This is a genomic window from Nocardia sp. NPDC005366, assembly GCF_040606855.1.
Lineage (GTDB): Bacteria > Actinomycetota > Actinomycetes > Mycobacteriales > Mycobacteriaceae > Nocardia.
The window spans coordinates 41,078-60,063 of record NZ_JBEXFQ010000010.1 but is presented as its reverse complement, the minus strand read 5'-3'; the positions used below and the strand labels follow the sequence as shown (position 1 = coordinate 60,063).

The 18,986-nt window shown below is 67.6% G+C and carries 17 protein-coding genes; 9 read left to right on the top strand and 8 right to left on the bottom strand.

Going from position 1 to position 18,986, the window contains the following annotated elements:
- Positions 1-18: 18 nt before the first annotated feature.
- The 4 genes from ABZS43_RS14020 (at position 19) to hemQ (ending at position 4,111) form a co-directional block, all read left to right on the top strand.
- Entirely contained in the window at positions 19-1,374 is a 1,356-nt protein-coding gene (locus ABZS43_RS14020; RefSeq protein WP_355036253.1) for a protoporphyrinogen oxidase, read from the top strand.
- A gap of 225 nt (positions 1,375-1,599) precedes the next feature.
- Positions 1,600-2,073: an Rrf2 family transcriptional regulator gene (locus ABZS43_RS14015; RefSeq protein ID WP_355036252.1), complete on the top strand. Its 474-nt coding sequence runs from the start codon at positions 1,600-1,602 to the stop codon at positions 2,071-2,073.
- Positions 2,070-3,305 (top strand): globin domain-containing protein, encoded by a 1,236-nt coding sequence (locus ABZS43_RS14010; protein ID WP_355036251.1) that lies wholly within the window; start codon positions 2,070-2,072, stop codon positions 3,303-3,305. The genes ABZS43_RS14015 and ABZS43_RS14010 overlap by 4 nt, the downstream gene beginning before the upstream one ends.
- A 110-nt stretch (positions 3,306-3,415) precedes the next feature.
- A complete protein-coding gene (hemQ, locus tag ABZS43_RS14005) occupies positions 3,416-4,111 on the top strand; it encodes a hydrogen peroxide-dependent heme synthase (protein WP_355036250.1) in 696 nt (231 codons plus the stop codon).
- A 112-nt stretch (positions 4,112-4,223) separates the two neighbouring features.
- Here hemQ and msrB read toward each other — a convergent pair whose 3' ends face one another.
- The 4 genes from msrB to ABZS43_RS13985 form a co-directional block, all read right to left on the bottom strand.
- The gene (gene msrB, locus ABZS43_RS14000) at positions 4,224-4,667 is read right to left on the bottom strand and encodes a peptide-methionine (R)-S-oxide reductase MsrB (RefSeq protein WP_355036249.1); all 444 of its coding nucleotides are present in this window, start codon (positions 4,665-4,667) and stop codon (positions 4,224-4,226) included.
- Positions 4,664-6,016, bottom strand: coding sequence for a glycosyltransferase family 87 protein (locus ABZS43_RS13995; RefSeq protein WP_355036248.1), 1,353 nt, complete (start codon positions 6,014-6,016; stop codon positions 4,664-4,666). Before ABZS43_RS13995 ends, msrB begins: the two co-directional genes overlap by 4 nt.
- Positions 6,017-6,086: 70 nt before the next feature.
- The gene (locus ABZS43_RS13990) at positions 6,087-7,637 is read right to left on the bottom strand and encodes an alpha/beta hydrolase (protein ID WP_355036247.1); all 1,551 of its coding nucleotides are present in this window, start codon (positions 7,635-7,637) and stop codon (positions 6,087-6,089) included.
- 80 nt (positions 7,638-7,717) lie between these two features.
- Positions 7,718-8,479 (bottom strand): pyrimidine reductase family protein, encoded by a 762-nt coding sequence (locus ABZS43_RS13985; protein WP_355036246.1) that lies wholly within the window; start codon positions 8,477-8,479, stop codon positions 7,718-7,720.
- 35 nt (positions 8,480-8,514) lie between these two features.
- Between ABZS43_RS13985 and zapE the strand changes: the two genes are divergently transcribed.
- Together zapE and ABZS43_RS13975 are read left to right on the top strand one after the other, a co-directional pair.
- Positions 8,515-9,534, top strand: a complete 1,020-nt coding sequence (zapE, locus tag ABZS43_RS13980) for a cell division protein ZapE (protein ID WP_355036245.1) — start codon at positions 8,515-8,517, stop codon at positions 9,532-9,534.
- An 86-nt stretch (positions 9,535-9,620) separates the two neighbouring features.
- Positions 9,621-10,418 (top strand): tyrosine-protein phosphatase, encoded by a 798-nt coding sequence (locus tag ABZS43_RS13975; RefSeq protein ID WP_355036244.1) that lies wholly within the window; start codon positions 9,621-9,623, stop codon positions 10,416-10,418.
- Between the two features lie 21 nt (positions 10,419-10,439).
- On the opposite strand, the gene ABZS43_RS13970 is transcribed toward ABZS43_RS13975, so the two are convergent.
- Together ABZS43_RS13970 and ABZS43_RS13965 are read right to left on the bottom strand one after the other, a co-directional pair.
- The gene (locus tag ABZS43_RS13970) at positions 10,440-10,970 is read right to left on the bottom strand and encodes a GNAT family N-acetyltransferase (protein ID WP_355036398.1); all 531 of its coding nucleotides are present in this window, start codon (positions 10,968-10,970) and stop codon (positions 10,440-10,442) included.
- A gap of 5 nt (positions 10,971-10,975) precedes the next feature.
- Positions 10,976-12,193 (bottom strand): MFS transporter, encoded by a 1,218-nt coding sequence (locus ABZS43_RS13965; RefSeq protein ID WP_355036243.1) that lies wholly within the window; start codon positions 12,191-12,193, stop codon positions 10,976-10,978.
- Positions 12,194-12,256: 63 nt separating this feature from the next.
- Here ABZS43_RS13965 and ABZS43_RS13960 point away from each other — a divergent pair, with 63 nt between their 5' ends.
- Entirely contained in the window at positions 12,257-13,954 is a 1,698-nt protein-coding gene (locus tag ABZS43_RS13960; protein WP_355036242.1) for an NAD(P)/FAD-dependent oxidoreductase, read from the top strand.
- Positions 13,955-14,167: 213 nt separating this feature from the next.
- The gene (locus ABZS43_RS13955; RefSeq protein ID WP_355036241.1) at positions 14,168-15,097 is read left to right on the top strand and encodes a LysR family transcriptional regulator; all 930 of its coding nucleotides are present in this window, start codon (positions 14,168-14,170) and stop codon (positions 15,095-15,097) included.
- 7 nt (positions 15,098-15,104) lie between these two features.
- On the opposite strand, the gene ABZS43_RS13950 is transcribed toward ABZS43_RS13955, so the two are convergent.
- On the bottom strand, positions 15,105-16,205 hold the full coding sequence (locus ABZS43_RS13950) for a hypothetical protein (protein WP_355036240.1): 1,101 nt from the start codon (positions 16,203-16,205) through the stop codon (positions 15,105-15,107).
- A gap of 494 nt (positions 16,206-16,699) precedes the next feature.
- Between ABZS43_RS13950 and ABZS43_RS13945 the strand changes: the two genes are divergently transcribed.
- Positions 16,700-17,656 carry a hypothetical protein gene (locus tag ABZS43_RS13945; RefSeq protein ID WP_355036239.1) on the top strand — a complete coding sequence of 319 codons (957 nt, stop codon included), beginning with the start codon at positions 16,700-16,702 and terminating at the stop codon, positions 17,654-17,656.
- Between the two features lie 53 nt (positions 17,657-17,709).
- Here ABZS43_RS13945 and ABZS43_RS13940 read toward each other — a convergent pair whose 3' ends face one another.
- A complete protein-coding gene (locus ABZS43_RS13940; RefSeq protein WP_355036238.1) occupies positions 17,710-18,909 on the bottom strand; it encodes a sigma factor-like helix-turn-helix DNA-binding protein in 1,200 nt (399 codons plus the stop codon).
- Between the last annotated feature and the right edge of the window lie 77 nt (positions 18,910-18,986).

Sequence of the window (18,986 nt, the reverse complement as noted above, 5' to 3'; positions counted from 1 at the left end):
GGGGGATACGGTCGTCGTATGAGGATCGCGGTGATTGGTGGCGGGGTCAGCGGATTGATGGCGGCGTATCGGCTGCGCACGATACTCGGCGACGGCGCCGATATCGTTGTGATCGAACGCAGGCAGCGGCTCGGCGGAATTCTGCACACCGGTGAATTGGCGAAGCATCCCGTTGATCTGGGGGCGGAGGCATTCGTCGGGCGGCGTCCCGAGATGCCAGCCCTGCTGCGGGAACTCGGATTGGAACAGCAACTGGTGTTTCCGGCCGGACGCACGCCGCTGGTCTGGTCGGGCGGCGTCGCGCATCCGATGCCGCAGGGCACGCTGATGGGGATTCCGTCGACCGCCGAGTCGATGCGCGGTCTGGTCGACGACGAGACCGTGGCGATGATCGCCGACGAGCCGCGACGCCCGCTCGCCTGGTACCCCGACGCCGATATGGACGTGTACAGCCTGGTCGCGAGCCGTTTCGGCGCGCAGGTGGCCGAACGCAGCGTCGATCCGCTGCTCGGCGGCGTCTACGCGGGCAGTTCCCGGTCCATCGGCGTGCGTGCGGCGCTGCCGACCCTGGCCGCCGCACTGGACGCGGGCGCTACCAGCCTGACCCACGCGGTGGCCGCCGCCCTGCCGCCGCCCTCCGACACCCCCGTCTTCGGCGGTATTCGTGACGGATACCGCGTACTGCTGCAAGCGCTTTCGGAGCGCTCCGGCGCCCGCTCGCTGACCGCGACCGCGGCGACGAGGCTGGCCAGGTCGACGCGCGGCTGGGTGGTGGATCCGATCGGCGCGGTGGACGCCGTCGTGCTGGCCACTCCCGCGCCCGTCGCCGCCCGGTTGCTGCGCACCGTCGCGCCCGCCGCCGCCGCGGCTGCCGCCGGTATCGAAGTGTCCTCCTCGGTCGTCGTCGCGCTCTCCCTGCCGAGGAATACCGCGCTGCCCGACAATTCCGGCATCCTCGTGGCGACGGGAGAACCGCTGCGCGCCAAGGCATTCACCCTCTCCAGTCGCAAATGGCCGCATCTGGCCGCGCGCGAGACCGCCCTGGTCCGCGCCTCCTTCGCCAAATTCGGGGACGACGCGCCGTTGTCCTGGACCGATGACGAACTGATAGCCGCCGCCTCCGAGGATCTGGCCACCGTCACCGGCATCCCTATCGACCCACTCGAAGCCGTCGTCCAGCGCTGGCCGGGTGGCCTGGCCCAATACGCCCCCGGCCACCTCGATCGTGTGGCAGAAATCGAATCGGCCACCGCCGAATTCGATGATCTCGCGATCGCGGGCGCCTACCTGCACGGAGTAGGCGTACCCGCCTGCGTCGCCACCGGAGAACGCGCCGCCCGACACCTCGCCGCCCGATACGCTCCGCGGTCGTAGTCCCGCACTCGCCGGATCTTTCGCCGCGGTCGCAAGCCGCACGTAATGTGTTACGGGTCACAATTACCCGTGTTCCGGAGGCGGCTGCATCGAATGTGGCGCGGATCGCATCGGATATCGGCGAATCCGCATCGCCGCAGCGTAAAAAGCCGCACGCCGCGGAGTAATTTAGCCCACCCGCATACGATGCGTCGATTCCCTGTGGCTATCGGTAGCGTCTGGTCTATGCAGCTCTCCCGGTTTACCGATATCGGCCTTCGGGCCATCATGCGGTTGGCGGTGAGCGAGGCGGCGGATGGGCGTGTGACGACCAGGACGATCGCCCGGCAGGTCGACGTCTCCGAACATCACGTGGCGAAGGCGGTGTCCCGGCTGGTCGATCTCGGCCTGGTCGAGGCACAACGCGGGCGTACGGGTGGTCTGTTCATCACCCCGGCGGGTCGTGCGGTCTCGGTGGGCAGGCTCATCCGGGATCTGGAGGGCGGACGCGAGGTAGTGGCCTGTGAAGGTGCGCATCCGTGCCCGCTGGTGAGCGGTTGCCGGTTGCGGCGGGCGCTGGCCGACGCCGAGGAGGCGTTCTACCGCGAACTCGACAAGTACACCGTCGCCGATCTCGTCACCGCGCCAACGGCCGGATTGCTGCGATTGATCGCCACCTCCCCGGTGCGCGATTCCGAGGAGAGAGAGGAACTCCGATGAACGCCGCGATCCGCAGCGAACCCGAGCTCGAGGCGAACCACGCCGATATCGTGCGCGCCACCCTTCCGCTGGTGGGAGCGCATATCGATGAGATCACCACGGTGTTCTATCGCACCCTGTTCCACAACCACCCCGAGTTGATCCGCGATCTCTTCAATCGCGGCAATCAGGCCGAAGGTTCCCAGCCGCGGGCGCTGGCCGCCTCCATCGCGCATTTCGCCACCTACCTGGTCGATCCCGAACTGCCGCATCCGGTGGCCCTGCTGTCGCGCATCGGCCACAAACATGCCTCGCTCGGCATCACCGCCGACCAGTACCAGGTGGTGCACGACAATCTCTTCGCCGCGATCGTTGCCGTACTCGGCGCCGATGTAGTGACCGAGCCTGTGGCCGAGGCCTGGGACCGGGTGTACTGGTTGATGGCGAACGCGCTGATCGATCTGGAGAAGGAACTCTACGTAGAGGCCGGTGTCGAACCGGGTGCGGTCTTCCGCAACGTGACCGTGGTGTCCCGCGTGGAGGATGTTCCCGGTGTCACCGTATTCACCGTCGAATCCGCCGATTCGGCTACCGCGCTGCCCGAATTCCTTCCCGGACAATATATTTCGGTGGGCGTCCGGCTGCCCGACGGCGCACGTCAACTCCGTCAGTACAGCCTGGTCGACGCACCCGGTAATGGCCGCCTCGCCTTCGCGGTGAAGCGTGTCGAGGCGCTGCAGGAACGTCCGGCCGGGGAGGTATCGTCCTGGCTGCACGCCAATCTCGGCGTGGGGGACACCCTCGAGATCACCCTGCCCTTCGGCGATGTCACCGTCGACACCGACGCGACGACACCGCTGGTGCTGATTTCGGCGGGTATCGGCGCGACCCCGATGATCGGCATCCTGGAGTATCTCGCCGCACGCGCACCGCACCGACAGGTGCTCGTCGTCCACGCCGACCGTTCCCCGCAGACGCATCCGCTGCGTGCCCGGCTGTTGGACCTCGGCGCCCGACTGCCCGAGTCGACCCTGGAAATCTGGTACGAAGAACCGACCGAGGGCGCCCACCACGGCTGGATCGACCTGTCGGTACTCGACCTGCCTGTCGACGCCGACATCTACCTCTGTGGCGCGACGGAATTCCTGCGCGCGGTGCGAAACCAGTTGAGCACCGCCGGAATTGCCGACCATCGCGTCCACGTCGAGGAGTTCAGCCCGACCGACTGGCGGGTCGGCATCGAGACGGCGTAGCCCCGCCCGGCACGGCAATCGGTCCGCCGCGGCGCCGAAATCCGAGGATTTCGGCGCCGCGAACGGCCCACCCATATACCCCGACTCCGCCCAGTGGCACGATAGGAATCATGGCGCGACTCGACTACCAGGCCCTCAACTCCACCATCCGTTACCTGATGTTCTCGGTGTTCCAAGTGAAGCCCGGTGTGCTCGGTGAGGATCGTGCCAAGGCGATCGCGGACGCACAGGCGTTCTTCGACGGCTTCGCCGATCGTGAGGTGGTGGTTCGTGGCATCTACGACGTGGCGGGCATGCGCGCCGACGCCGACTTCATGATCTGGACCCACGCCGAGCGCGTGGAGGATCTACAGGCCGCGTACGCGGATTTCCGCCGTACCACCGAACTCGGCCGCGCCAGCACCCCGGTGTGGAGCAATGTGGCGGTGCACCGTCCGGCCGAATTCAACAAGAGTCATATCCCGGCCTTTCTGGCCGGTGAGGACGCGGGCAACTACATCTGCGTGTACCCGTTCGTCCGCTCCTACGAGTGGTACCTGCTGCCCGACGAGCAGCGGCGCAAGATGCTCGCCGATCACGGGAAAGCCGCCAGGGGCTACCCGGATGTGCGCGCCAATACGGTGAGTTCCTTCGCGCTCGGCGACTACGAGTGGATTCTCGCCTTCGAGGCGCCGGAACTGCATCGCATCGTCGATCTCATGCGCGATCTGCGCGCCACCGAGGCGCGACTGCACGTGCGGGAGGAGATCCCGTTCTTCACCGGACCTCGGGTCGAACTGGATAAGCTCATCGCCTCGCTGCCCTGACCACCGTCACACCCGCGTTATCCCGCGGCTCGTGCGGCGCATGCCCCGGCAAGTCGGGGCATGCGCACCTGGTTCGTCAACACCTACGCTGCGGCAAGAGCGCAGCAGGTTCTCACTGCGCTGCGGTGTCCGCGGGGTGCAGCCGCAGCGCGATCGAATTGATGCAGTAGCGCTTGTCGGTGGGCGTGCTGTACCCCTCGCCCTCGAACACATGGCCGAGGTGGCTGTGGCATTCCGCGCACAGCACCTCGACCCGGTGCATACCGAGTGTGTCGTCGGAGCGCAGGATCACCGCCTCCGATTTCGCCGGGTCGAAGAACGACGGCCAACCGCAATGCGAATCGAATTTCTCGGTACTGCGGAATAATTCGGCCCCGCAGGCACGACATGCGTAGACGCCCTCGGTTTTGGTGTCGGTGTACTCACCGACGAAGGGACGTTCGGTCGCGGCCTGTCGCAGCACCGCGTACTCCTCGGGATTCAGCTTGGCCTTCCATTCCTGGGGCGTCAGCTGGATTTTCGGGCTGGGCGGTGACGTATCGGCGTCGGCACTCATGACTCCACGCTAATACGTTTCTCCTCCAGGGGCGCCGACCCGTTGCGCGGCCTCGGCGTATCAGTCGCGGGCAGCTCCGCGACGGTTCCGGCCACCTCGGGTTCGGCGCTGTCCTGAGTGCGGGAATCCGGCGCTTCGCTCATCCACGGCGGATCGATGGTGCCGGTGGACAGACGTCCCTCCCTGCGGGCCGCCAGGTAGCGGTCGCCGAGTACGCAGAAGATCACCAGTAGCAGCAGCGTCCAGCCGAAGGTGATGCGCAGGTATTCCACGTTGCGCCCGATGTTCTGCCACCGGTCCGACAGCCATTTGTCGTAGGACATGAACCCGAAGACCGCGAGCCAGGCCGGCCAGTTGCGCAGCACCGAATTGCGCAGCACCACCGTCATCAGCAGCGGGAACAGCATCATCGAGTAGTACATCTGCCCGAGTCCTGGCAGCAGGAAGGACGCGGTCAGCAGCACGCCGGAGGACGTCGTCACGAAGAACAGCTCGTCGGAGCGGTAGTAGCGGTACAGCAGCCACAGCGAGACGGCGACGAGAACCGCCATCGTCACGCGGATGCCCCACGTCAGCCATTCGGGCAGTCCGTAGTAGGCGGCGTTGCCCGCGATCGCGCTGTTGAAGTAGTCCCTGGTCTCGAGAATGTAGGGCAGGGTCCTGGAGAAGAACTGATCCGCGTCCTTCACCAGCGGCCAGGCGATCGCCGTCGCCGCCACGGGTACGCCGATCGCGGTGATGAACACCTTCCACTGCCCGCGGGCAGCCGCGATCAAGATCAATGGCGCCAGCGTGGGTTTCACGGTGATGCTCAAACCGAGCACGACACCCGCCCACAGATCACGGCGCTGCAACAGCAGGTGGATGAACAGCAGTTCGGCCAGCAGGATGCAGCCGTTCACATTGGTGAAAACCAGGGTGTTGATGACTGTTTCGGACATGAACATCGCCAGCAGCAGCGCGGGCGCGGCCACCGAATTCACGGTGTACTTGAACAGTCGCAGCAGCAAATACCAGGCGAGCAGGATCGCGGCGGCATTGAGCAGGATGAAACACCACCGCGACTTCTCCGGATCGATGATCGCGAGCGGCGCGATCAGCAGGGTGCCGCCGGGCGGGTACAGGTAGTGCGGATCGACAGAATCGAAATTCGCCGTGTACACCGGGAGGCCGTTGAGGAAGGCCTTCGACGCGTTGTACACCGGTCTGTAGTCATCGGTGACGAACCCGTTGACAGCCTTGATGAAGACCCGGTTCAGCACGGTCATGACCGCGATGGGCCACAATGCGAACTTGATCACCTCGGCGGTGGTACGAGCGGTGCGCGGCTCGATCTGTCGAAGTAACACTGGGGCACGGTACACCGGATCCGTGGCGGACAGGTTGCCGGGATCGTTTGCGAACGTGCCGGACGGGGCCTCAGGCCGGGCAGGCCGTCCCGTCGGCGGGCAGCTTCGCGGTCTTCAGATAGTCCAGCAGCGCGCGCTGGGCGCAGCCGGAATGGGTGAAGACCGGATGGCCCCAGCCCTGCCAGGTCACGGTGGCGTGCCGGGCCCCCGCGGCTCCGAGCACGCCGGTCACCGAGGCGGGGCCCGCGCCGCCGACCACCGGATCGGCTATGCCACCTATGACCATTACCGGGAGATTCAGTTTCGTCGGTAGCGCCGGGGCGCCCGCGACCGGCCACGCGGCGCAGGCGAGCAGCGCAACGGCGGCGGATTCGCCGAAGACCGGATACTTCTGTCCCCAGGTGGTCATCAGTTCCTGGGCCTTGGTCGGCGTCGGGGGTTGCTGGGTGTCGGTACACCGGTTGACGAACTGTCCGTCGCTGGCGGTCGCGGCGGATTCACGCAGGATCAGCTTGCCGAGTGCGCCGCGATCGCCGCGCCCGGCCGCCGACAGCGCGTCGGCGAGTTCGGTGACCCGGACGGCCTGATCGGCGCGCGGACCGCCGAGGAATCCGGTGACGGCGGTGAGGAGGGCATTCGCCGAAATATCACCGAGTCCGCCGTCGCCTGCCCGCTTCACCAGATCGGCCACCGCGGCGCGCGGGTCGGCGCCGAGCGAACAACCGAGTCCTGTGCAGCGCTGCGCGAAACCGTTCAGCGCCGCCTCCGCGCCCTGGAGCCGCTGTTCTTCCCTGGTGACGGCGTCGGTGCCGACGGATTCGGGGGAGTCCAGAACCAGCCTGGCCAGGTGATCGCCGAATTTGCGGGCGTAGCTGAGCGCGACCTTCGCGCCGTTGCCGGTGCCGAGCAGGTCGATGCGATCCACCTGCCATTGTTTGCGCAGCTGCTCGATGTCGTCGGCGGCGTGCGGCGCGTCGAAGGTGCCCTCGTAGGGCTGTAGGAAGTCTCGGCAGGCGATGGTGCCGTCCTGGCTGAATTCGGTGACCGCCGCCACCGGATCGTTCGCTCCCGGACCGAACTGGGCGTTGTCGGCGAGGCCGCGACGGATATCGAGCGGCAGGCAGTCGATCGGCTGGGAAGTGCCGAGACCGCGCCGGTCCACGGCAACGATCGGGCGATCGGCCAGCACCGCGCCGCCGCCGACCGCGAGCCCGGCCAGGGTCGCGGTGGACGAACGGTCCGTGCCGGAGCTCAGCACGAGCGGCGGCACATCGGTGGGTGTCTGTGCCAGCCGCGCCCGCATCGCCCCGGTGCGGAAACTGCCGAGGACGCCGCCCGAAGCATCGATCGGTGTCGAGTATTCGGCGCAGTCGAGCACAAGGCCCGTCGGGGCAGGCCCGAGACCGAGCAGATCCAGCGTGGGCGCGGTGCAGTCACGCCAGCTCAAATCGGTCTTGGGCACCTCGGCCACCGGCGGCGCCGCGGCGGCCGAGGTGGTCGGCTCGCTCGCGACCGCGGGACGCTCGACCGCGACGCCGGGTCGGTCGGAGGGGCCAGCACCGCAACCGGCGATCATGATCGAGAGTGCCGAGGCCACGACGGCGGCTCGAGTCCAGCGCATGGGCTACAGCCTGCCAGGTTCGGCCCTGGGTTTCACACAGCGGGCGTAGATGCGCCGCCGTCGTCGTGCTGTCGAGGTCGTCAGTACCTGGCCCAGCGGGTCAGGATGGTGCCGTCGGTGTCGAACAGCGTATGCCTGCGTCGCATGGGTCGCTGGAATTCGTGCGCGGACAGCGAGATTCGCCGCGCGGTACCGCCGACCAGCAGTGGCGCCGTGGTGAGGCACAACTCGTCGACCGCGTCCGCCTCGAGCAGTTCGCCGAACAGATGCGGTCCGCCCTCGCACAGCACCCGATACAGACCGCGTTCGGCCAGCGCGGCGAGTAATGCCTTGGGCGTCACCGCGACGCCGCCCGCTTCGATCACCTGGGCGCCCGCGTCGGCGAGTTGACGTTTGCGCGCCGCGGGCGCGGTGGCCGTGGTGAGGATCAGCGGTTCGACGGTGGTGTCGTTGAACAACCGGCATTCTGGTTCGAGTGCCGCGCTCGCGGTGACCACGGCGATCGGCGGGGGCGTGCCGTCGGGATGTCCGCCGAGACCCCTGGCGTGGAGCGCGCGGCGGCGATCGGCATCGGTCTTGGCACCGCCGTAGTTCTCCGCGCGCACCGTGCCCGCGCCGACCAGGATCACGTCGGCGAGGTCGCGCAACATCATGAACACGGTCTTGTCGGCCGCGGTGCCGAGACCCGCGGACAGATCACCGCTGGTAGCGGCCCCGTCGATGCTGGAGACGAAATTCGCACGGACCCAGGGGGCGTCGAGGGACGATGGATAGGCGTACAGCTCTGCCAGGTCGTCGGCGTTCAGCTCTGTGAGCTGGATCGCATTGTGGATACGCTGCATGAAACAACATCACACCACGTTATTAGGCTTCGTCCATGCAAGAACGCCTCGTCGATCGCCACCCTGAGGTTCCGGCGGACCAACTCGTCGCTCAGATGGTGCCGCCTCCCACGTTCGACGAGGTCAGTTTCGCCTCCTACATTCCCGATCCGGGCGAGCCGAGTCAGGCTGCCGCGGTGGGTAAGGCCGAGGACTTCTCCAAGCAGGTCGCCAAGATCCAGCACGCGGCCAACAAGAAGAACCTGTTCGGCAAGAAGAAGCAGGTGGACGGGGCGGGGCTGTACCTGGACGGCGGCTTCGGCGTCGGCAAGACACATCTGCTCGCCTCGATCTTCCACAGTGCGCCCGCGCCGAAATCCTTCGGCACCTTCGGCGAACTCACCAACCTGGTCGGTGCGCTCGGCTTCAACAATGCCCTGGAACGGCTGGCGGGCAACAGCGTGCTCTGCATCGACGAATTCGAACTCGACGATCCGGGCGACACCATGCTGGTCTCGCGACTGCTGACCGAGTTGTCCGCGCGCGGCGTCTCGATCGCCGCCACCTCCAACACACTGCCCGGCCAGTTGGGCGAAGGTCGTTTCGCCGCACAGGATTTCATGCGCGAGATCAAGAAACTCGGCGCGATCTTCGAAGCCGTGCGCGTCGACGGCCCGGATTACCGGCATCGCGATCTGCCGCCCGCCCCCGAGCCGACCTCGCCCGAACTACTGGCCGATCGGGCCGCGGCCACACCGGGTTCGACCTTCGACGAATTCGACGCGCTGCTGAAACATCTGAGCACGCTGCATCCGTCCAAATACGGCGCGCTGATCTCCGGGGTGTCGGCGGTGTTCATCGGCGGGGTGCGCCCGGTCGACGATCAGGCCGTCGCGCTGCGCATCGTCGTGCTGGCCGACCGGCTTTACGACGCCAGCGTGCCGGTCACCGTCTCGGGCGCCAAACTGGATCAGATCTTCTCCCAGGAGATGCTCGACGGCGGGTACCGCAAGAAGTACCTGCGCGCGATCTCCCGTCTGCTGGCGCTGTCGCGCTTCGAGGCCGCTCCGGCGTGAACGCCGCTGACATCGTCGGAGTACCGGGGACGTCGGGGTACCGGGGACGTCGGAGTACCCGGGGACAATGAAGGGAGCCGACCACCGTGGTCAGTAATCGCGTCATCCGCGCGTCCGTCGCCGCAACGACAGGTTTGGCGATCTTGTTCGGCCCGGTGCTCGCCACCGCGGTCGCAGCACCGGCGCCCGCCTCCGAGACGGTCTTCGACCGCGCGCTCGGCGTGCATGGCGTCCAGAACGCCCGCGACGCCGGCGGCTACCGCACCACCGACGGCCGCTGGGTGCGGACCGGGCGGGTCTACCGCACCGGCCAGTTGAACAACGCCACCCCCGCGGACCTGGCGGTGCTGACCGAGCGGAACGTCAGGGTCGTCGCCGATCTGCGCACCGGCCTCGAGCGCGCCGCCGGGGCGGACCGGGTGCCCGCCGGTGTCACCGAGCACTGGGACGACGTCATCGGCCAGGCCCCGCCGCAGACCCTGGTCACCACCCTGACCGGCGGTGACGACCTGTATCGCGCCTTCATCACCGCCCCCGGCGCGAACCAGGCCTTCGCGTCCGTGCTGCGCGACATCATCGCCACCACGGACGGCGCCGTGCTGTACCACTGCACCGCGGGCAAGGATCGCACCGGCTGGACCTCGGCGGTGCTGCTGAGCATTCTCGGTGTCGACCGCGACACCGTGCGTCAGGACTACCTGCTGTCCAACCAGTATCGCGGCGCCGACGAGTCCGATCCGCTCAACGGTGTGCAGGCGGCCTGGCTCGATGCCGCCTTCGATCAGGCCGAGCGGACCTACGGCAGTTTCGAGAACTATGTCCGCGACGGTCTGAAGCTGAGCGCCGCCGATATCGCCGCCTTGAAAACCGCGATGCTGGCCTGATTTCGGGGAGTCGCCCCTGGGTCAGAACACCAACTGCATCACGAAATCGTCGTGGAGTTGATTGCCGACGGGGAAGGTTTTGGTGGCGATCCTTCGGAATCCGTGTTTGGCGTAGAAGCGCTGGGCGCGTTCGTTCTTCTGGTTGACGCCGAGCCACACACTTTTCGCGCCGTCCTCGCGAGCGCGGTCGAGGGCGGCGCGCATCAACGCCGTGGAGATGCCGCTGCCGTGGTGGCCGGGGAGCACATACAACTTGGAGATCTCGACCGTCGGCCGCAGGTCCACCGCCTTCGCGACGTCCGGGTCCTCGGGATCGCCCGCGTGCAGCATCGCGTAGCCGACGATGGCCCCGTCCGCGACGGCCTTGAGCACGGTGATGGTGGGGTCGGTCAGATATTCGCCGAAACGTTCACCGGACAGCACCTGGGTAATGAAGATCTCGATGTCGTCCGGCGTCGCATCGGGTGGGCACGCGAGCGGAAAGGTCGCGGCCGCAACGTCACTGAGGGCTTCGGCGTCCCACAGTCCGGCCCGGTCGACGGTGACGGGGATGTTGCTCATGTGTCCAGTACAGCATGTCCTGCCGTCGATTCCGGCTGCTCGCCCCCTTCGGCTCCGGAATGGAAGGCCCAGGCCAGCATCATCAACGCCGCCGCGCAGATCAGCGGGACCACGAAACCGACCCGATAGGTGAGCGCCGCCGTGATGCCGCCGACGACCACCCCGGCGATCAGTGTTCCCGCGTAATTGAACAGGTTGAGCCGCGCGATGAGCGCGTCCAGCGCCGGTCCGCTCGCCAGTTGCCCCGCCTCGCTGAAGCACAGCGGAGCGATCACCCCGATGCCGAGTCCGGCGATCAGAAATCCCGCGATCGCGAGTGCCGGGCCCGGCGCGGCGACCACCACCGTCATCCCGGTCACCCCGAGGACGGCCACCGCGCGCACCACGCGACGCGGCCCGAAGCGGCGTACCCCGATATCGCCGGTGAGTCTGGCCAGCAGCGCCGCGCCCTGATACGCGGCCAGCGCCAGCGCCGCGGTCGCCGAACTCGCGAGCAATTCGTCGGTCAGGTAGAGCCCGGACCAGCTGCCAACGGCCAGATCGATGGCGAAGACCAACGCGATGGCGACACCGAGCGCGAGAAAGGCGGGCAGCGCGACCGGGCCGCCGGTCGCCGCTGCCCGTTCCGTCGGAGCCTGTTCGGCCGCGCTCGGACCGAGCAGACGCGGCCCGACGAGCAATCCGGCCACCAGCACCAGCGCGGCGGCGACGAGCAGCGACAGGCGCAGGGAGATGTCGAGAGCCTCGGTGGTCGCCACGAACAGCGCGCCGCCGATCGATCCCGCGCTCCACGCCGCGTAGAACGACGCGAGAATGAATGTGCCGTAGCCGTGCTGGATGAACACCGCCTGCATATTCGTGCTCGCGTCGACGATGCCGAGTGCTATCCCGTAGCAGCCGAGCGTCACCAGCAGCATCGCCGTATTCGGCGCCAGCGCGATAGCGCAGCCGGTCACCGTGATCAGCAGCAGTCCGAGGCGCAGCGTGGTCCGGCTCGACCAGTGTGTCGCGAGTTTCTCGGCCGCGACGCTGCCGCCGCCCGCCAGCAGTGAGGCCAGCAGGACTCCCGCGGCGATAGTCCCGTCCGAGAGCCCGAACTTGTCCTGCTGCTGCGGGAGGTGACTGAGGACGACGGCGAAGAAGAAACCCTGCGTCCCGAAGGCGAACGAGTCGGCGATCCGGGCTCGCCGCAGGTCGGGTGCGATCGAACTCATCCAAGGAGGGTAGCGGCGCGCACACGCCCTCGCGCCGTGACGGTGAAACCCCGACGATCGCGGGTGCGCAACATCACCATGGCGTCGGTGGGCAAGGTTCGTTCGGTGGTCACACCGCGCGATCGGTCGACGTTCACCAGGCTGGACACCGCCGGATCCGAGCAAATCGGGCACGCGGGCTTTGTTGTCGCGTGCGTACGGGTAATCTCGGTGCCCATGACGAGCGGGAACCGCATCGCGATCGTAGGTGCGGGCATTGCAGGCCTGGCCTATGCGAAGGTCTTGAGCCGGGAAGGTTTTCCGATCGAGGTGTTCGAAAAGGCACCCGATGTCGGCGGCGTGTGGAGTGCCACACGCCGCTACCCGGGCCTGCACACCCAGAACACGAAGCGGACCTACCGTTTCTCGGACTTCCCGATGCCCGAGGACTACCCGGACGTACCCGATGGCGCCCAGATGCAGGCCTACCTCGAGGGTTACGTCCGGCACTTCGGGCTCGGCGACAGTCTGCGGCTGGGGACCGAGGTCGTCGCCGCGGATCCGGTGGACAGCGGCTGGCTGCTGGAGATCCGCGATCACACCGGTATCCACCGTGCCTCCTGCGACCATCTGGTGGTCGCGAACGGAGTCTTCAGCGATCCCGCGATCCCCGATTTCCGTGGCGCGGACCTGTATCGGGTCGGCGGCGGCACACTGCTGCACTCCTCGCAATTCCACGATGTCGAATCCGTCCGCGGCAAAACCGTGCTCGTCGTCGGCTACGGCAAGTCGGCCTGCGACATCGCCGAGGCCGTGAGCCACGTCGCGGCCTCGACCCGAGTGGTGGCCCGCCGGTTGCTGTGGAAGATGCCGCGCAAACCCGGACTCGGTCTCGACTCCGAGCGCCTGGCGCTGACCCGCCTGGGCGAGGCGCACTTCCGCTACCACAAGCTGAACCGTTTCGAACGTTTCCTGCACGGTCGGGGTCGTTCGTTCCGCGACAGCAATTTCGACGTCATGCGTGAACTCGCGACGAAGAAGATGCTGCTGCGCGAACTCGGGTTGGTGCCGGACGGCCGGTTCGAGGAGATCGCGCAGAGCAGCGTGAGCCTCACCACCGAGGGGTTCTACGAGCAGGTTCGCGACGGGCAGATCGTCGTGCACCGCGACACCACCATCACCGATATGCTCAGCACCAAGGCCGGGCCCGCCGTGGATCTGTCCGACGGGCAGCGCGTCCAGGCCGATGTGGTCCTGTGCGCTACGGGATTCCAGCAGCGGGTGCCGTTCCTCACCCCGTATGTGCAGCGCATGCTCACCGACGAGGACGGCAATTTCCGTCTCTACCGTCACATCGTGCCGGTGGAGGTGCCGAACCTGAGCTTCGCCGGTTACAACTCCTCGGTCCTGAGCGTGCTCAACGCCGAAGTCGCCGCGCACTGGACCGCGGCCATGCTGCGGGGCCGGGTGGCGCTGCCCTCACACGAGGAGATGGTCGCCGAGGTCGACGAGCGGTTGCGCTGGATGGACGCGGGCACCAACGGTCATCACGCACACGGCACCGCCATCACCCCGTTCGCCATCCACACTATCGATGAACTGTTGCGCGACCTGAAGTTCCGACTACCGCTGCGGACGCGGCTGGCGCAGTGGGTCAGCCCCATCAAGCCTTCCTCCTACCGGGGTCTCGGTGGGCAGACACCTGCCGCGCCGCCCAGGACGGATCTGCCGTCGGTCGAACCGCGACCGGAACCGCAGCGGACGCGGGCCGACCTGAGCTGAACCGCTAGCCGAGAAGTAGCCTCGCTGATTCCGGCGAGGATTTCGGTGGATGTGGACCGGCCGCGCGCGGCCTGTCCGCCGGTTGGCTCGGCGGTTCCGGTGCGCGGTGCGGGGCGCACCGGGCTGTGACGGCGCGATGTGCGCGCGCGCCGTCCGCGGATTACCGGCGTTGCGATTTTGGTCGCTGATCATTGCATTGGTGATAATCCAGCGATGGACACGTTGGACATGAACCTGCTGGTGGCGTTGGATGCGCTGCTGGAGACGAACAGCGTGACCAAGGCCGCCGAACGGCTCAACACCTCCGCGCCCGCGATGAGCCGAACCCTCGCGCGGCTGCGCCGCGTGCTCGATGATCCACTGCTGGTCCGCGCCGGACGCAACCTGGTCCCGACCCCGCGCGCCCTGGAATTGCGGCACGAAGTGAACAACCTTGTGGGACAGGGCCGAGAGTTGCTGCGCCCTCGCGGGGGCCTCGATCCGGCCGGGTTGAAACGGTCCTTCGCGGTCCGCGCGGGGGACAGCGTCGGCCCCGCGCTCATCGCGCCGTTACTGGCCGCCGTGCGGACCCAGGCCCCCGGCGTGACCCTGCATTTCCGCCCCGACGCACCGGAGGACACGGCCGCGTTGCGCGACGGCCGCGTGGATATCGAGGTCGGCGTCATCGACCGCACCGATCCGGAAACCATGGTGCACCGGCTTTTCGGCGACCGCGTGCTCGGCGTCGCCGCCCCCGATCATCCCCTTGTCTGCGAACGCGTGACCGTCGCCCGTTACGCCGGAGCCGCGCACCTGGCCGTCTCCCGGCACGGCCGCGCCCACGGGCCCATCGATGACCGTCTCGCGCTGCACGGGCGTACGAGGCGCGTGGTGGCCACGGTCCCCGATATGGCGTCGGCGCTGCTCGCCGTCCGATCCGGGGTGCTGGTATGTCCGGCTCCCGGCCACCTCAGCGCGAACGCGGTGGCGGCCATGGACCTGCGCACCTTCGAAATCCCGCTGCCGCTGCCGGAAGTCACCGTCTCCCTGGCATGGCATCCGCGCAATACCGCCGACGGCGGGCACCGATGGCTGCGCGAACTGATCCGTTCCATCCTCACCCCGTCCGCCGATCGCGCGGGCGGTCGACGCCGACGTCGGTAGTGCCCCGCTAAGCGGGCATTTCACCCGGACTACCGAGAGGACGGCCGAAAGGGCCGTGCGGGTTGCGTTTGAGTTCGTCGAGCATCGCCTGCAATTTGTCGACGTGGCCGGTGTCCTCGATGACCGATCGGTGGGAGCCGTTGGACTCGCCCTCGGTATGGGAGGCGGTCATCGCGGAACTCGCGTGGCCGTTGAGTGCCGGTGTCGGCGCTTCGAGCCGCCCGTTGTGGCTCGAGGAGATCTCGAGGCGTTCACTGTGCGAGTTGTAGTCCACCCCGTACTGGCCGTTCGATACCGGGGCTTCGACCGGAACGGGTTCGTAGCGCGGGGTGAAGGAATCCGTGCGTTCGGCGGACGGTGTGGTGATCGGCGGCGGGGCAATGGGGGGCTCGGCGCGCGAGACCGGTTCGGTCGGCGCGATCGTCGGCGTCAGCGGCTCGACCCAATCGTGCAGTGCCGCGGGCACCGGCGGGATGCGGCGGTCACCGCTCACCTCGGTCTGCGCGGTACGCGCGACGGTCGGCGCCGATTCGGCCGCGTCGGCGTTCGCGGGCGCCTCGGTCCGGTCGCCGCGGCTCGCCGCGGCGCGCGGTAGGAGACGTTCACGGGCGGGCGCGGCGGATTTATCCCTTGTCGGCAGCTCGTGCTCGACGCGGGCGGCGGGCTGGCTCTCGCCACGCACGGGCAGCTGGTGTCCACCGCGGACCGGGAGTTGACTCTCGCCGCGGCCGGGGAGTTCGGGTGCGGGTTCCTGTTCGCCACGGACAGGAGCCTCCTGTTCCGCGCGGGCCGCGAGCTCGCGGCGCTCGGCACGGCTGCCGGGCTGTGGGCGGGGAGCGCTGTCGGCGCGGACGGCGGGCTCGGCGGGGCGGGACTGCCCGGATTCGATGGCCTCCACCCGTGTTCCGAGCTTCGTGACATCGTGTTCGGTCCGGAATGCCCAGGCCTCCAGCTTCGCCAGCCGTGTGGCCAGCGCGCCGTCGTCGGGGCGGTCTTCTTCCACCCGGGCCGCCACAGCATCCAACTTGTCGCTGACCTCGCGCAGGATCTCCGCGATGCCGGACAAGATCGCGCCGATCGACTCGGCGCCGCGCTGGCCGTGCTCCATCCGTACCTTCTTCCCCGTCGATGCCAGGAACTCCGCCGTGGCCGGCCGATTCTATCCGTCGCCCGGTCGATGCGCGGGGTGAGATTCCCGCGACCGACCCGTCCAGATGCTCGGATCGGTCAGCTGTCGCACAGGCTTTCGCGTAGCCGCGCGGGCCCGGGCTCGCGCGAGGTGCACCCAGGGTATGCGGGCGGGTGTCGCGCCCGGAGAGCGGGGGAGGTGTCCGCGCTGGTAGCAATGGATCGGACGGGGCCGTGTCCGCAGGATTGGCTGTAAAGGTCAATCGACAGTAAATTCTGTGGTTATCCTCTCGCATGTCGCTGCGAAATCCCATGTGACCCAGCACCCCTTCCCTGGTGGAGAGGTGCTTGTCCGATGTGGCGCGCGCGGGCGCGTGGTCTAGGGGGCTGGCGGTCCGGCGAAGATCGGCGCACTCTTGATCTATGGACTAGGTCGCGAGGCCGGCCGGCGGTGGTATGGGCTAGGGGTGTGACGTGAGTACGCAGCAGCGAGCGGTTCGAGCTTGTGGGCGCAGGGCGATGCTCGCCGAACTCGGGATGGGGGAACTCGACGCCGAACAGCCCGGCGCGACCAGCACACAATCCCGCTACAGCTGCCGCTGCCCGGGATGCGCCGACGCGCAATGGGATATTCAGCGACTCAAATACTGGCTGTGCGGCCGGCTCGTGGCTTTCGGGGCCGACACCGCCGAGGTCGATCAACGGATCGGAATCCACCGCGTCGATATCGTCTGGCGCGTCGGCGACCGGAAGTACGCGATCGAAGTGCGCGGTGGCCCGCTCGATCGGGTTCTCGCGCAAGAACATACGGCCCGCCTGCGTGAGGCGGGCTGTGACGGAGTGCTGTGGCTGTGCCAGCCGGGATACTGGGTGGCACACGTGCCCGCGTTGGGCATAGCCGATTTCGCCCCGCCCGCCTGTGATTACCTCGCCGAGTGCGGAATGCTCGACGCGACGGACACCGCGCTGGCAGTGCCGCAGCGCTCTCCCTTCGAACTGCGCGAGTTCATTCGAGGTTGGGTGACGGGCGAGATCGCGTGGGGTTATCGCGACGAGGTGACGGGAGGTTGGGCGACTGTGACGGATTGGGAGCATCACACGAGGACGCAGGCAGCGGTCATCGGCCGTCAGCGACAGGAATTGGTCAATCAGCGCACCGCGTTGGCGTTGTCCCGTAAATCGGTGCGGGACAAACAGAAACAGGTGATGAAGTTGACCACCCGGCTGGAGCGTGCCGAATTCGACGCCCAGGCGCAGGCCGATTCGCTGGCCGAGGTGAACCGTAAACTCGCCGATCACAATCGAGTCGACACCAGCCTGCGTGCCACCATCACCAGTTTGCAGCAAACCATCAGTCACTGGCAGCTCATCACCTATTGTTCGATGATGTTGATCGTCACCTTCGTCGCGGGGGCGATGGTGGTGAAGTGAGCCGGTAACGGCTCCGGTGACCGTCGCGCGGTATCGACTCGGTCGGGGATGGTCTATACCGCGCGCGGTTCGCCGACGGCCCGCAGCCGAAACGGCGCACGATCCCATCGCCACTCGTTGCGCAGGACCAGTGCGATGAAATCCATGAGTTCCATATCGGTTTCGGCGACGAGTCCACGCAGCGCCGACCAGAACACCGGTCCGCTGTTCAACAGTTCCCGCAGCCGTTCCTCGACGGCCGGATCGACCTCCCGACGCCGCAGCTCGCCGACCCCGGTCCGGCTTCCCGTCCAGATCAGCCATCCCCAGCCGTTGGCGTGCGCGTATTCTCGCGAGGCCGCGGACCGCGTCCGCTGGACGTGAAAACCGACATGCCCCAGTGGTTGCACGTCGATCAGTACGACACGACCGTTCGCCAGTCGGACCACGACGCTCGGATAGGCCACCCGCCGCACGCCGTCGATCTCGTAGCCGACCGCACCAGGCTCCTCCTGGAACGTGTCCACCAGTTCGCTCGCGGTCAACTCCTGGAGCAGCCTCGCCTCCAACGCGGAATCGAACGCCACCTCACGGCCGACTTTGCCCAGGTAGAAACGTCCTCGGGCCTCGTCGTCGCCGTCGACGGTGCGCGCCGACCGCGAGGGGAGCGCGGCAGGCGCACCCGAAGCTGGCCATTCCACCTGGGACAGCCACGAACCCAGTGCCCCTGTCGTTTCCGTATCGTGCAGCTTGGCCAGCCGTCGCCTGGTCTTCTTCTGCCACGCCATGATTCGCTGCATGACATATCCGGCGACCCGTTTCGCGTCCTCCGGCGCGTGACCCGCCAGCCGCAATTTCAGGTACGACAGCTCATTCGCCGCCAAATCGGTATCGGTGGCATAGGTTTCGATCAGCAGCGCGCGCACCAGCCGCTGATCCCGCGCGTCCAGCGGATACCGTGCGGCGAATATCCCCGCCGCCCGATGCCCGCTCGCGTGCGCGTCACGCAACAGCTGCCCGACAGCCCGGGTATGCAATTGCCGCACCCGGTCACGCGCCAGATCGAACCGCGCTCCGATCCGCGCCAACGTCTCGGGGCGCTCCCCGGAAACCCCGAGCCGCAACGCGATGATCTCGGCGTCCCTGCGCCGCCGCTCACCCTGCCACTCGATCAACTCGGCCAGCAACTCGTTGATTTCCTCGAGTCCGAACGAGATATCGTCGGCGACGTCGTCGAGGAGTTCGGGCTCCACCGCATCCTGACTCGCCGTCACACCACACCCCTGTCTCGCACCCGACAACCACCTGCGCGGTCACACTATCCCCGTCCACCGACAGGCGGCGGGAGGCC

Coding starts and splice junctions, on each gene's coding strand:
- ABZS43_RS13955 (WP_355036241.1), top strand. CDS start 14,168: ATGGACACGTTGGACATGAACCTGCTGGTGGCGTTGGATGCGCTGCTG.
- ABZS43_RS14020 (WP_355036253.1), top strand. CDS start 19: ATGAGGATCGCGGTGATTGGTGGCGGGGTCAGCGGATTGATGGCGGCG.
- zapE (WP_355036245.1), top strand. CDS start 8,515: ATGCAAGAACGCCTCGTCGATCGCCACCCTGAGGTTCCGGCGGACCAA.
- ABZS43_RS13965 (WP_355036243.1), bottom strand. CDS start 12,193: ATGAGTTCGATCGCACCCGACCTGCGGCGAGCCCGGATCGCCGACTCG.
- ABZS43_RS14015 (WP_355036252.1), top strand. CDS start 1,600: ATGCAGCTCTCCCGGTTTACCGATATCGGCCTTCGGGCCATCATGCGG.
- ABZS43_RS13990 (WP_355036247.1), bottom strand. CDS start 7,637: ATGCGCTGGACTCGAGCCGCCGTCGTGGCCTCGGCACTCTCGATCATG.
- ABZS43_RS14010 (WP_355036251.1), top strand. CDS start 2,070: ATGAACGCCGCGATCCGCAGCGAACCCGAGCTCGAGGCGAACCACGCC.
- ABZS43_RS13985 (WP_355036246.1), bottom strand. CDS start 8,479: ATGCAGCGTATCCACAATGCGATCCAGCTCACAGAGCTGAACGCCGAC.
- ABZS43_RS13950 (WP_355036240.1), bottom strand. CDS start 16,205: ATGGAGCACGGCCAGCGCGGCGCCGAGTCGATCGGCGCGATCTTGTCC.
- hemQ (WP_355036250.1), top strand. CDS start 3,416: ATGGCGCGACTCGACTACCAGGCCCTCAACTCCACCATCCGTTACCTG.
- msrB (WP_355036249.1), bottom strand. CDS start 4,667: ATGAGTGCCGACGCCGATACGTCACCGCCCAGCCCGAAAATCCAGCTG.